We start from the raw sequence: 13322 nt of genomic DNA on the forward strand, positions 1-13322 counted from the left end.
CTTTTCTCGTATTTTCGTATTTTTTATGCAAAAAAGGTCAATTTTTGTAAAAAAGCTATGTAACAAGCCTACATAGACTAAGAAATCTTTTTATAATTTACTTCCGAATGCTTTTAATTCTTTCATAAACTCATTGAATTCTGGAATGTCCATTTGCTACGCTTCATCTGATAATGCAACTACTGGGTCTGGATGTACTTCAGCCATAATAGCAAAAGCACCAATTGCCATAGCCGCTTTTGCAAACGGTAATAGAAGGCCACGTCGCCCTGTAGAATGCGTTACATCGACAACAACAGGTAAATGTGTTTCTTTCTTTTAAATTGGCACAGCGGAAATATCAAGCGTATTACGCGTTGCTGTTTCATATGTGCGAATACCACGCTCACATAAAATGATAGTACCATTCCCCTCTGCCATACTATATTCTGCTGCATTAATAAATTCTTCAATTGTTGCTGATAAACCACGCTTTAATAATATTGGTTTATTTACAGCACCAGCTGCCTTTAACAGTTCAAAGTTTTGTATATTGCGAGCGCCAATTTGAATAACATCAACATAATCTGACACTTTAAAGAAGGCACTGAAAGAGTCTATTTCATAAGAAAAAAGAGGTCATTCTCTACTATGTACAGGTAATGACCTCCTTTCTTCTTTCAACATCTTTAGGAAATTCGAAAGGTTTTTCTCGAAGTATTCACTTTTTCAGTAGCCTCAGCTTAAAAACTGTCTTTTCATTATAAGAAAGAAACAAACGGTTTATCGCTGTTCTTCTCTTTTATAATAACAGCCTCGATTTTATTCTCGGACTTTATTTGTAATTGAACTTTAGCATCTTTAGGAAATTGTTCTAACATACTTTGAGCAGCCGTTTGAGAGAGTGCCATTAATTCTGACTTACCGTTATATTTAACGACAATATCCATCTTTAATTTATCCATCTTATTTTGCTTATAAGAAATCTTAGCATTAACAGGGATATAATCTCCTGGAGAAAATGCCTTCATTGCTTTAGAAAAATCCTTTAGCTTATCATTATCTTCTCCATGTGCCCCCTCAAATTCTTGAGAAGGATACGAATACGACTTTTCATCAATAGTATCCCAATTTCCAAGATTAGTCTCGTTCTTTTGAACAGTAGCGCTTGAAATATAAGTACCATTCTTTAAAGAACTTGTACTTTCTTGCTTAAATATAGCAAACGTAATTGGAGATTTGTTATATTTATCATTTTTATTAATAGCTTCTATAAGCCCCTTAGCGACTTCAGTACCTTTAGAAATAGCTTCCTCATTAGATACACTTGAAGACATAGATAAACCAATAACAACGCCAGATAAGCTTAGTTCATTTGAATTTTGTTTGCCGAAGTAGTCCTGTTCTATAATATTAGTCAAAACTGGTACTTCTTGTTTCGTAACTAATTCATCAATTGTTTTCTCTGGAATATATTGATTTAATTGTAATACGTAATTTTCTGTATCGAATTGTTTTGAAGCAATATCCATTAAACCATTTTCATATTCTGCTAAATCTAGTTTAGAATTAGTTTTAACATTAACTGTATTAATTACCTTTTGTTCTTTTAAAGGAATAACAGTTCTATAGTAATCCTTAGAAACAGCAGTTCTTGGAATCATACTTTTTTCTTTCGTATCTTTCTGTACAACTTCATCCTTCTTCTCAATAGTATTATTGCTGCAAGCCCCCAGTAATAAACTTAAGCTTGCGATGCATAATGCCATTTTCTTCATTGCTTAAAACCCACTTTCAAAAGTCAATTTACTTAGTTTTAAAGTATCTCTAGTGTACCACTAAATATATTGCAACAAAATAAAAAAGAAGCAAGCCCTTCGCTTGCCTCTCCCTATTTTACATTCTCTTCTAAAGCTTCTTTTTTAATATTCCAGTGCGATGTATGCCATACTACCATTCCATCTTTTATGTATAACACTTGCGGAGATTCATGCTTAATGCTGTACTGCTCTGCAACATGGTTCGAAACATCTCTCGCATCTTGTACGTATAAGTAATATGCTGGCACTTCTCTTTCTTCACCGCAATACGCTTGAAACTCAGTATATGCACCGTGACTAATTGGGCATGTCGTACTATGCTTAAAAAGAACGTAAGGCTCGTTCTTTTCTACTAACGCTTCAAGTTCTTCAATCGTTTCAATCTTCATCATACTCATCGTTACTCACCTCTCATGCGAAGTCTAGAGCGCTTCTCTCTCTTTTCAGCCTTCTGCTCAGCTCTCTCAAGTTTACGCTCTTCTTTTTCAACCTTTTTCTCTTGTCTCGTAGTACGGTAATGGTTGTATACTTCAATTGCTGCACTGCTCCACTGTACAACTTGTGCCACTTTATCTGCATTATTTTCAATTTCGTCCGTAACAGACTCTGAAACGTTGCGAAGCTTCGTATTTAAAGAGTGGATCGTCGTTCCGATTCCATCCACACCTTCTACTACTTTATTTAGCGACTGTGACTTCTGTTGAATATCATCAGCTAACGCATTTGTCTTATGTAATAATTGCTCCGTCTCTACGCTTATTCCTTGCATTTGCTTTTCTAAACCTTCTAACGTGCTCGCAACGTTTTCTAACGTCTTCTGAACCGATAACAACGTTCTGCATACATACACTACTAATACTGCGAAAGCAACCGCGATAATAGCCGCACTTACATATAGAAGAACTTGCATTTCATCACTTCCTTTATCTTTTTCATACTTTCTCCCATTATACAATCATTTTCCGTTTCATTCTAATCCCTATCTTTTCATTAGAATTTTCATACTTATTCGTTAACTTTAACATAAATGATTCAACAAATTCCACTAAGTAGGTTACAATAGGAGAGGATACATAATTAGTAGGGAGGCTTTACATATGAAAGATCCACGCATTGAAAAGTTAGCATACAATTTAATTAACTACTCTATTCGTTTACAAAAAGGCGAAAAAGTATTAATTGAAAACTTTGGCTTACAAAAAGAACTTGTAACTGCACTTGTAAAAGAAGCATATGCAGCTGGTGGTTTCCCATTCGTTTCTTTAAAAGATCATCAAGTAGATCGCTCTTTATTAATGGGTGCTACTGAAGAACATTTCGAACAAATCGCTGCATATGAAGCGAGCGTAATGAAAGATATGGACGCTTATATCGGCCTTCGCTCTGGTGATAACATTAACGAACAAGCTGACGTTCCAAGTGAACGTATGAAAGTTCACGGCCAAACAATTGGCAAAAAAGTTCATAGAGACATCCGTGTTCCGAAAACACGCTGGGTTGTTCTTCGCTACCCAAATGCTTCTATGGCGCAGCTTGCTAAAATGAGCACAGAAGCTTTCGAAGACTTCTACTTCGAAGTTTGTAACTTAGACTACGGTAAAATGGATAAGGCGATGGATAGCCTTGTTACATTAATGAATAAAACAGATAAGGTTCGCTTAACTGGCCCTGGAACTGACTTAACATTCTCTATTAAAGACATTCCAGCTATTAAATGCTCGGGTCATTTAAACATTCCAGATGGTGAAGTATACTCTGCACCAGTTCGCGATTCTGTTAACGGTACAGTTTCATACAATACACCATCTCCTTACAACGGTTATACATTTGAAAATGTACAACTTAAATTTGAGAACGGTCAAATCGTTGAAGCAACTGCAAATGATACAGAGCGCATTAACAAAATCTTCGATACAGACGAAGGCGCGCGTTTCGTTGGTGAGTTCGCAATCGGCGTAAACCCATACATCTTACATCCAATGGGAGACATCCTATTCGATGAAAAAATCGATGGCAGCTTCCACTTCACACCTGGACAAGCTTATGATGATGCATGGAACGGCAACAACTCTAACATTCACTGGGATTTAGTATGCATTCAGCGCCCTGAATACGGCGGCGGTGAAATTTACTTCGACGACGTATTAATCCGTAAAGACGGACGCTTCGTTGTAACTGAACTAGAAGCTTTAAACCCAGAGAACTTAAAATAATGAAAAACGCTCGGAATTTTCTCCGAGCGTCTTTTTATTAATATTGTAATAAATCTTTCGCCACATCTTCTGGCACTTTAAAACTCATTTTCTTATTTTTCATTTCAACTTCGACATAAGGGACATCTTTATATACTGTCATAGTACCAATTTCATGTAACTCTTTTTTATCTTTACCCGAATCCAATAATTTCGGTGTATCCTCTTGATACATTTTAAACGTTTTCCCTTGCGGAGTATCTAAAGGAGCCGATTCCATTTCCCACTCATCCATTTTGATTGATTCAAACAACTTTGTGATTTCTTTCTTATCGGTAATTGTTTTTTTATCACTCGAATCAATAAGCGATTCAATTTCAATTTTTTGTGCCTTTTCTAAACTAACATCAGACTTCTCTTTCTTCGCACTACATCCTATTAAAAGAATGGATGCAGTTAGCAGAAATAAAAACAACATATAGATCTTTTTCATTTCTAATCCCCCTACTTTATATGGAGCTATTTTTCTCGCTTTTTGTTTGCTGAAAATGAAAATAAAATAAAAGCGTCACTGCGATAGTACCTATTAATATTGGGACATATAAGGGCAAATCCCATTTCATATATACTCTAGTGCAACCAACAAGCACAAACAAAATTTCCAAACAAAACAAAAGTTTTACATATTTCATTTCTTACCTATCATTTCTATTTTCACATATGGATTTTCTTTCGCGATAAGCGCCAAAAATTCATCCGGATCTTGCGGCATCGCAATCATATGTACTTTATATGCATTCGTTGTAATCTCAAATGATTTTCCAACTTGACGAATAACTCTTATATCTTTTAATACAACGTCGTCATTTAAAATTCCGTATTTTAAAATACCATTTTCTACTTTATGTTTTTTAATGAACATTTCCCAAACGAGAGGGACATTTACAATAAAACATAATCCCATCCCAATTAGAGCTGAAGCCCAATCCCCTTTTCTTGTAAAGAACATAACTATTGGATATATCACCATAAAAGCTAACGTTATACTAACGAAAATTATTCCTAACTTACTTCTCTGAATTGGAAAGTTCATACCCACACCCCCTAATCCAAATTATACCATCATTTCCATTTTAGTTCATAAAAAAAGGCCATTTATGAATGACCTTTTTAAACAGTATACCTATAAAATTTCTTATCTACCTCTAGCACTGGAAAACTTTTTGGCAACTCTTCTATACTCACACTTTGGAAATTATTCTTTTCATAAAAGCGATGCGCTGCTAAAAATTTCACTGTTGTTCCTAAATAAATGTCTTTCAAGTTCTTTTCTTTCGCCCAAGAAATTGCCGTTTGAAGTAGCGTATATGATGCGCCCCATTCTTTTCCGCGGAACTCTTTCTTCACGAACATTTTTCTTAGCGCTACTTGATGCTTCCCAATATCTAATAAAGCTATCGTTCCAACTACTTTCCCATCATAAGTTGCTACCCAAAAATTTCCGTTGTCCCTTTGATAGAACGTTTCTATTTCAAGTAAGTCCGGCTGCTCTTCTTTCGTAATAGGGACATTGTACTCTTTTCGCTGAATATGAACGATAAGATCTACTACTTCATCTTGAAACGTACTTTCATACGGAATAATGCGTAACTTCTCGTTCATCGAATCTCCTTCCACTCTGAAGCTAGTAAACTATATACAGCGATATCGTGAAAATGATCATATAACCATTCTTCATCTCTTAAAATACCATCTAACTTAAAACCTAAACGCTCTGGAATAGCTCGGCTTTTCACGTTTTCAACACCGCATCTAATTTCTATTTTATTTAATTTTAAATTCTCAAATGCATAGTGAAGTACAGCTTTCACGCTACGCGTCATAATACCTGTCCCACCAGCATCTTCTGCAAGGTAATATCCGAGACTTGCCGCTTTCTTCCCCCAACTTACCGGATGAATGCCTACCATCCCAACGAGCTTTCCTTTATAACGTATGCCACTTTCAAAACCGTCTCCCTCTGCAAACTTCTTTAACCACATCGGACAAATCTCATTATACGCATCAGCTGATTTCGTCCCATCTACCCATGGAAGCCATCTTCTTAAATGATTACGATTTTGATCTATTAATTCATATAGTCCCTCTTTATGATGTTTTTCTAATAGTTGTAGTTCGATTTCGTCATCTACTCGAAGTGTGAACATATTTTTTAGCTCCTTTTAGTTTTCTTATTATTCTAACATTTAAAACTAAAGAAATGCACCATAATATATCAACGTTTTTTGAAATATATCGGCTTACCAACTAGATTCGACAACGCTGTACACCCACAACAGCACAAAAAAGACGCACAGCCATAGCTATGCGTCTTTTTTCTTACTTCTCTGCAACTTGAACTTCTTTTACGTAAGCTGCTTCGAATTTTTGGATGTCACCTGCGCCCATGAAAATAAGAACGCCGTTTTTATGTTTCTTTAACACATCCGTTGTTGTATCTGTAATTAGTTCTGCGCCATCGATACGTTTTTGCAGATCTTCAATTGTTAATTCACCTTTGTTTTCACGTGCTGATCCGAAAATATCACATAAGTATACTTGGTCAGCTTTACTTAAGCTTTCCGCGAACTCATCTAAAAATTTCTCTGTACGTGAGAATGTATGTGGTTGGAATACAGCGACAACTTCACGCTCTGGATGTTTTTGACGTGCTGCTTCAATCGTTGCATTAATTTCTGTCGGATGGTGTGCATAGTCATCAATGATAACTTGTTCTCCCATTGGCTTTTCATTAAAGCGACGTTTTACGCCTTCAAAAGTTGTTAGCTGATGCTTAACTGCTTCTACATCAACGTTTTCATAATGGCAAAGCGCGATTACTGCTAATGCATTTAATACGCTGTGATCGCCGTATCCTGTAATTTTGAACGTGTCATAATACGTATTACGAACGAATACATCGAATATAGTACCATCAGTTCTCTTTTGAATGTTACGTGCTTGGAAATCATTATCTTCTCCAAATCCATAGAAAATAACAGGTACTTTCGCTTGAACTTTTTGAAGTTCTTCATCATCACCACATGCAATAATACCTTTTTTCACTTGCAATGCCATCTCTTGGAATGCATTAAATACATCATTGATGTCTGCAAAGTAATCTGGGTGATCGAAATCGATATTTGTCATGATTGCATAGTCTGGATAGTAAGACAAGAAATGACGACGATACTCACAAGCTTCAAATACAAAATACTTACTATTTTCTACCCCATGCCCCGTTCCATCTCCAATAAGGTATGATGTTGGGTGTGCACCTTGCATTACATGGGCTAACAAACCAGTTGTTGATGTTTTTCCATGTGCACCAGTTACAGCAACACTTGTGTACTGATTCATAAGATCACCTAAGAAGTGATGGTAACGATGTACTGGGATATTTAATTCTTTTGCTGCTACGATTTCTTCATGCGTATCAGGAAATGCATTTCCTGCGATAATCACTTGTCCTTCTTTAATATTATTCTTATCAAAAGGAAGGATGGAAATACCACGCTTTTCCAATGCTGTTTGTGTAAAGAAACGCTTTTCATAATCAGACCCTTGAACAGTATGCTTCATGTCATGAAGAATTTGTGCTAATGAACTCATTCCTGTTCCTTTAATTCCTACAAAATGGTAAACTGTCATCTTAAAGAACCTCCAACATTTCGAACTAATACAACGGCCTATCTATAAGACAGTATATGAATCTTTTCTTATTTTGGTAATCATCATACATTTCTGATGCAGTGAATTTCTTTTTATATTCACTTATCAGTGATAAACTCGTACGTACTTCTTTTATGTCCATAACACATTTATTATAGCAAAAAACAAGCCGCTATACTATGATAACAGAAAAACTGATAGGGTCAATCACCTATCAGTTTTTCTCGCTTTTACATATCTTCTTTTGTTTCTAATTGAACACGCTCTAGACGTGAATTTGGACGGTATTTACGACCAGCTTTTGCTTCTGGTTTTCCATTTAATTCTACGTTATCACCAGTAAAACCAATATTCATTTTTAATAAGCTACTTCCTACTCCGTATATATCGACAGGAACATTTTGAGCTTCAAATTCACGAATACGCTTCTCATCAAACCCACCAGTTACAACGATATCTACATGTTGGAACCCTTCCTCATCAAGAGCCTTACGAAGTGCAAATACAAGTGATGGATTTACACCACGTGGATCGAATGTTCCAAGTACTTCTGGGTGACGAATGAAGTATTGATCAATCATTGTGCGAGACGTATCGACACGTACACCTTTTAATGTTGATCCAAATTCACGCGCTACGCGAAGTGCATCTGTGATGACATCATTGTTATAATCAATTAGTACGACTAATTCATCTTCTGGGAATTTTTTATGATATGCCTTTGCAGCTTCAACAACATCACCATTAAACATTTGAATTAAAGCGTGAGGCATCGTCCCCATACCACTTCTGCCCCACCATTCATTCATTGCATGCGTCGCTTGCGCGCTCATACCTCCGATGTATGCCGCATAGCCGTCACCAGCTTGTTGCGTATAATGATCGTCACGATCTCCCATGAAAATAACCGGTTTTTCTTTATCTACACTACGTGCAGCTTGGACAACGTTATATACGTTTGTCGCAACTGATGTACGACGAGCTAAAATCCCATCAATTACACCTTCTAAAAAGCCGAAGTATTCATAAGGACCATGAATTGTTAAAACTGTTTCAAACGGACTAATATTATCGCCATCCTTTAAAGAATGAATTTCTAATTCCTCAGGATTTTTGGCAAATGTTTGTAGCAATGCGATTACCTCATCTGCTCCGCAAAGAACTGCATGTTCTTTTTGAAAAAACTGCATTGTTACAACGCTTTTCGGGCGAAATTCTTCAATGATTTCTCTAGTTTTTAAAAAGTAAACGGCAGAGAACCAGCCTTCTCCAACACGTTCATCAAATTTAAATGTTTTATTTGTTAGTCGATTTATTTCACCTTTTAATTTTAATTCAATTTCTTTCATGTCGCTTTACTCCCTACTTTACTATCCAACATTTTCTATTAGTATACAGCAAAACCGTTTCCTATACATTTGTTTCCTGCATAGCAGCGAATTCATCCTCAGAAATAAGGACATCTCTCGGTTTCGTTCCTCTTCCTTCAGAAATAATCCCTTGCGACTCCATCTCTTCAATTAGACGTGCCGCGCGATTATAACCTATGCGGAATTTTCTCTGTACAGAAGATGTGGACGCTCCCCCTTGCTCTACAACAAATTGACATGCATCAAAAAATAGTTCATCTTCAGACTCACTCTGCTCTGATTTTGCTAATAAATCCTCTTGCTTAAATAAGTAGTTTGGCTTCATTTGCTTTTTCACATGATCAACTGTTCTTTCAATCTCATCATCTGATACGTATACACCTTGTACACGAACTGGTTTAGATGTGCCGTTTCCTAAAAATAGCATATCACCACGACCAAGTAACTTCTCCGCGCCCCCAATATCGATGATCGTACGCGAATCAACTTGAGATGATACTGTAAACGCAATACGCGTTGGAATGTTTGATTTAATTAAACCTGTAATAACGTCTACAGATGGACGCTGCGTCGCAACTAATAAGTGAATACCACAAGCACGCGCTTTTTGTGCAATACGACAAATCGCTTCCTCCACATCACCAGGAGCAACCATCATTAAGTCCGCTAACTCGTCAATGACAATTACAATATAAGGTAATGTCTCACCTGGGATTTCTCTACCACTTACAATCGTATTGTAACGAGTTAAATCACGAGCACCAGCATGAGCAAACAATTCATAACGACGTTCCATCTCTTCAACCGCCCACTTTAACGCAGCTGTAGCTGCTTTTACGTCAGTAATAACAGGTGCTACAAGATGTGGAACAGAATTGTATGGTGCAAGCTCAACCATCTTCGGATCAATTAGTATCAACTTCACTTCATGCGGCTTCGCTTTATATAAAATGCTCGTTAAAATCGCGTTAATGCACACACTTTTCCCTGAACCAGTTGCACCCGCAATAAGTCCATGTGGCATTTTTCGAATATCCGTTACAATTGGATCACCGGAAATATCAAGCCCCAGCGCAACTGTAAGCGGTGATTCACTCTTTGTAAATACAGGACTTCTTAAAATTTCACGCAGGAATACTGGCTTACTTTCCTTGTTTGGAACTTCAATTCCAATTGCACTCTTCCCTGGAATTGGCGCTTCAATTCGAATATCTTTCGCAGCTAAACTTAACTTAATATCATCACTTAAATTTGTAATTTTATTTACTTTCACACCTGGGTCTGGTTGTACTTCAAAACGAGTTACCGCCGGCCCTTGTGACACATTAATAACATGTGCTCCAACATGGAAATTATTAAATGTCGTATTTAATAATTCTTCCTGTTCTTCTAGCCACTCCGTATTATCTAATGCTGCCTGCTGTGGAATTGACAACAACGTTAATGGCGGAAGTTCATACTTCGGTGGCGCTTGTAGTACGTTGCGCATATCATTCTCTTTTTGATTTACAACATATGCTTTCTCTTGTACTTCCGTACTTGAAATTGACTCTTGTACTTGTCCAGCCACCACTACTTGTTGCATCGGTTTTTCTTCCACATGCGGTTCCACTACCACTTGCTGCATCGGTTTTTCTTCCACTTGAGCTTCTACTACCACTTGCTGCATTGGTTTTTCTTCCACTTGGGCTTCTAATACCACTTGCTGCATCGGTTTTTCTTCCACTTGCGGGTCTACTACCACTTGCTGCACTGGTTTTTCTTCCACTTGCGGGTCTACTACCACTTGCTGCACTGGTTTTTCTTCCACTTGCAGGTCTACTACCACTTGCTGCATTGGCTTTTCTTCTGCTTGTGGTTCTACTACCACTTGCTGCACTGGCTTTTCTTCCACTCGCTCACTGACAGTTGATTGCATTACGTTCGTTCTTGCCGCATGTCTTTCCATTAATTTCTTTCTATCCTGCTTTAACATGACAACATTAAATGGGACATGACGTTTTTTCTCACGTTTCGGTTCTTCTATTTGTAAAGCAGGCTGTTCTTCAGCAACTTGCTTCTTTTCTTCCGCTTCTTCAATTAAAACGTTCGCAAAGTTTTGAACATCTTTCTTTGTTTGCTCATCCGTTTCTGAAACTGGTACGAATACTTCACTTTCTTCCTTGAACGTAATTGTTTCTTGTTGAGAAATCACTGGTTGCTCTGCAACTGGTGTATTTTCCACTAAATCTGTATTCATCGTTTCTTCAATTACTGTTTCTTGAGAAATTGGTTCTTCTTCCTTAGTACCCTCTAACTCCGCAACTTCTTCTGTCGCTTCCTCAGATTTCTCTAATTCCACAACTTCTTCTGCTTCTTTAGATTCCTCTAATTCCACAACTTCTTCTGTCGCTTCCTTAGTTTCTTCTAATTCCACTACTTCTTCTGTCGCTTCCTTAGCTTCTTCTAATTCCACAACTTCTTCTGTCGCTTCCTCAGATTTCTCTAATTCTGCAACTTCTTCTGTCGCTTCCTTAGTTTCTTCTAATTCCACTACTTCTTCTGTCGCTTCCTTAGCTTCTTCTAATTCCACAACTTCTTCTGTCGCTTCCTGAGATTTCTCTAATTCTGCAACTTCTTCTGTCGCTTCCTTAGTTTCTTCTAATTCCACTACTTCTTCTGTCGCTTCCTCAGATTTCTCTAATTCTACAACTTCTTCTGCTGCTTCCTCAGCTTCCTCTAATTCCACAACTTCTTCTGTCGCTTCCTCAGCTTCCTCTAATTCTGCAACTTCTTCTATTGCTTCCTCAGTTTCTTCTAATTCCACTACTTCTTCTGTCGCTTCCTCAGGTTTCTCTAATTCCACAACTTCTTCTGCTGCTTCCTCAGATTTCTCTAATTCTACAACTTCTTCTGTCGCTTCCTCAGATTTCTCTAATTCCACAACTTCTTCTGTCGCTTCCTTAGCTTCTTCTAATTCCACAACTTCTTCTGTCGCTTCCTCAGATTTCTCTAATTCCACAACTTCTTCTGCTGCTTCCTCAGGTTTCTCTAATTCCACAACTTCTTCTGCTTCCTTAGCTTCTTCTTCAAAAGCATCTGGTATTTCTATAGTAATTGTTTCTTCAAGCTTTTCATCTGCTTTTACAATCACTACATCTTCTAAGGTTTCTTCTTCGACTTGATTTGCTGCAACTTCAGCAACAGTTTCTTCTATTTCTGTATTACATTCATTTTCTTCTGTTAATATCGAATACACATGCTCTACTTTAGAATCTATTGACTCTTCTTGTAAAGTTTCTTCGTTATCTTCTGTAGATGATAACGCCACTACATCTTGCTCCTGCTTCAAGGCTTGTACAATTGTAGCCTCTTTTTCCACATGCTGTCCTACTGTTTTATGAAGCAAATCATCACTTAGGCTTTCTTCTAATGAAGGGGCTTGACGTTCAACTTCGTAACCGTTTTTCTCTAACCATGTATCCACAACCGATTTTTCTTCTACTTTATTACTTCGTTCGCTCACTCCGTTCTTAACAGATGAACTTCCTTGTAGAACTCCCGAAAAGTCAGATAATGTATATCCCTTTTTCTCTAACCATGCGTCAACAACAGCTTTTCCTTCAACAGATATTTCAAGATCTTCTCTTACCTTTTCTTCCTCCTGCACAACCTTCGTTTCTACTGAAGGACGGTTATATCCATAAATCGGAGAAATCATTTCTGTTGGACGAAATGGTCTACGGTTACTTTCTTGCGACGGTACGAATGCTTTTTTTACGACAGGCTCTGGTTCCGGTTCATATTGCAATTCCGGTTCCTCATATGTAGGTGCTTCTGTTTCCACATACGGTCGTCTGCTTCTTTCCACTTTTATTCCTCTTTGAGTAGGCTGTTCTTCATATGCTCCTCTTTGAATAGGTTGTTCTTCAAAGTTAGGCAGTTCTCTTACATCCTCCTCATCGAAGCCATTATCTGGTATTAATGGAAAACGACATTTCCCTGCATTCCGACTTGCCATTTGTGCTTCTCTTGCTTCAGTGTAGTGGTTTACACGAGGAATTTTCGGCTGACTTTCAATTTGTGCCGGTACTTCTTTATTCATCACTGTTTTTTCTTCCTCTTTGTTAAACAGCTTTTTCATCCAATCTAACATGTTTACCACTCTTTCTACTAAATAGTAACATCCTTTATTGTATCAGCATTCGGCAAAAAGTGCAGGTAAAATTAAGCATATTAGTTTTATCCATAATATTCTAATTCACGATTGT

At 37.3% G+C, this 13322-nt stretch carries 12 protein-coding genes and 1 pseudogene; 1 reads left to right on the plus strand and 12 read right to left on the minus strand.

Annotated elements, in window-relative coordinates; all coding sequences use genetic code 11:
* Positions 1–90: 90 nt before the first annotated feature.
* From MKX37_RS22835 to MKX37_RS22850, 4 genes and pseudogenes are all read right to left on the minus strand, one after another.
* Positions 91–570, minus strand: a pseudogene (locus tag MKX37_RS22835) (bifunctional 3-deoxy-7-phosphoheptulonate synthase/chorismate mutase); the annotation flags it as partial.
* Positions 571–740: 170 nt separating this feature from the next.
* Positions 741–1757, minus strand: coding sequence for a CamS family sex pheromone protein (locus MKX37_RS22840; RefSeq protein ID WP_002129446.1), 1017 nt, complete (start codon positions 1755–1757; stop codon positions 741–743).
* A gap of 113 nt (positions 1758–1870) precedes the next feature.
* Positions 1871–2197 (minus strand): bacillithiol system redox-active protein YtxJ, encoded by a 327-nt coding sequence (gene ytxJ / locus MKX37_RS22845; RefSeq protein ID WP_002145356.1) that lies wholly within the window; start codon positions 2195–2197, stop codon positions 1871–1873.
* Positions 2198–2199: 2 nt separating this feature from the next.
* Positions 2200–2709, minus strand: coding sequence for a DUF948 domain-containing protein (locus tag MKX37_RS22850; protein ID WP_050001013.1), 510 nt, complete (start codon positions 2707–2709; stop codon positions 2200–2202).
* A gap of 187 nt (positions 2710–2896) precedes the next feature.
* Between MKX37_RS22850 and MKX37_RS22855 the strand changes: the two genes are divergently transcribed.
* Positions 2897–4012: an aminopeptidase gene (locus MKX37_RS22855; RefSeq protein ID WP_002184819.1), complete on the plus strand. Its 1116-nt coding sequence runs from the start codon at positions 2897–2899 to the stop codon at positions 4010–4012.
* A gap of 37 nt (positions 4013–4049) precedes the next feature.
* Here MKX37_RS22855 and MKX37_RS22860 read toward each other — a convergent pair whose 3' ends face one another.
* From MKX37_RS22860 to MKX37_RS22895, 8 genes are all read right to left on the minus strand, one after another.
* The gene (locus MKX37_RS22860) at positions 4050–4484 is read right to left on the minus strand and encodes a hypothetical protein (RefSeq protein ID WP_002129451.1); all 435 of its coding nucleotides are present in this window, start codon (positions 4482–4484) and stop codon (positions 4050–4052) included.
* A 16-nt stretch (positions 4485–4500) separates the two neighbouring features.
* Positions 4501–4683 (minus strand): hypothetical protein, encoded by a 183-nt coding sequence (locus MKX37_RS22865; protein WP_078175974.1) that lies wholly within the window; start codon positions 4681–4683, stop codon positions 4501–4503.
* Positions 4680–5084 (minus strand): PH domain-containing protein, encoded by a 405-nt coding sequence (locus MKX37_RS22870; protein ID WP_078203656.1) that lies wholly within the window; start codon positions 5082–5084, stop codon positions 4680–4682. Before MKX37_RS22870 ends, MKX37_RS22865 begins: the two co-directional genes overlap by 4 nt.
* A gap of 77 nt (positions 5085–5161) precedes the next feature.
* Positions 5162–5653: a GNAT family N-acetyltransferase gene (locus MKX37_RS22875; RefSeq protein WP_078421855.1), complete on the minus strand. Its 492-nt coding sequence runs from the start codon at positions 5651–5653 to the stop codon at positions 5162–5164.
* Positions 5650–6198, minus strand: a complete 549-nt coding sequence (locus MKX37_RS22880; RefSeq protein ID WP_078421856.1) for a GNAT family N-acetyltransferase — start codon at positions 6196–6198, stop codon at positions 5650–5652. Before MKX37_RS22880 ends, MKX37_RS22875 begins: the two co-directional genes overlap by 4 nt.
* Positions 6199–6370: 172 nt before the next feature.
* Positions 6371–7681 carry a UDP-N-acetylmuramate--L-alanine ligase gene (gene murC, locus MKX37_RS22885; protein ID WP_002015598.1) on the minus strand — a complete coding sequence of 437 codons (1311 nt, stop codon included), beginning with the start codon at positions 7679–7681 and terminating at the stop codon, positions 6371–6373.
* Positions 7682–7932: 251 nt separating this feature from the next.
* Entirely contained in the window at positions 7933–9051 is a 1119-nt protein-coding gene (locus MKX37_RS22890) for a nicotinate phosphoribosyltransferase (RefSeq protein WP_002015597.1), read from the minus strand.
* Positions 9052–9112: 61 nt separating this feature from the next.
* The gene (locus MKX37_RS22895; protein ID WP_341089284.1) at positions 9113–13207 is read right to left on the minus strand and encodes a DNA translocase FtsK; all 4095 of its coding nucleotides are present in this window, start codon (positions 13205–13207) and stop codon (positions 9113–9115) included.
* Positions 13208–13322 lie beyond the last annotated feature (115 nt).

Origin of the sequence: Bacillus sp. FSL R5-0709 (assembly GCF_038004785.1) — a bacterium.
Lineage (GTDB): Bacteria > Bacillota > Bacilli > Bacillales > Bacillaceae_G > Bacillus_A > Bacillus_A mycoides.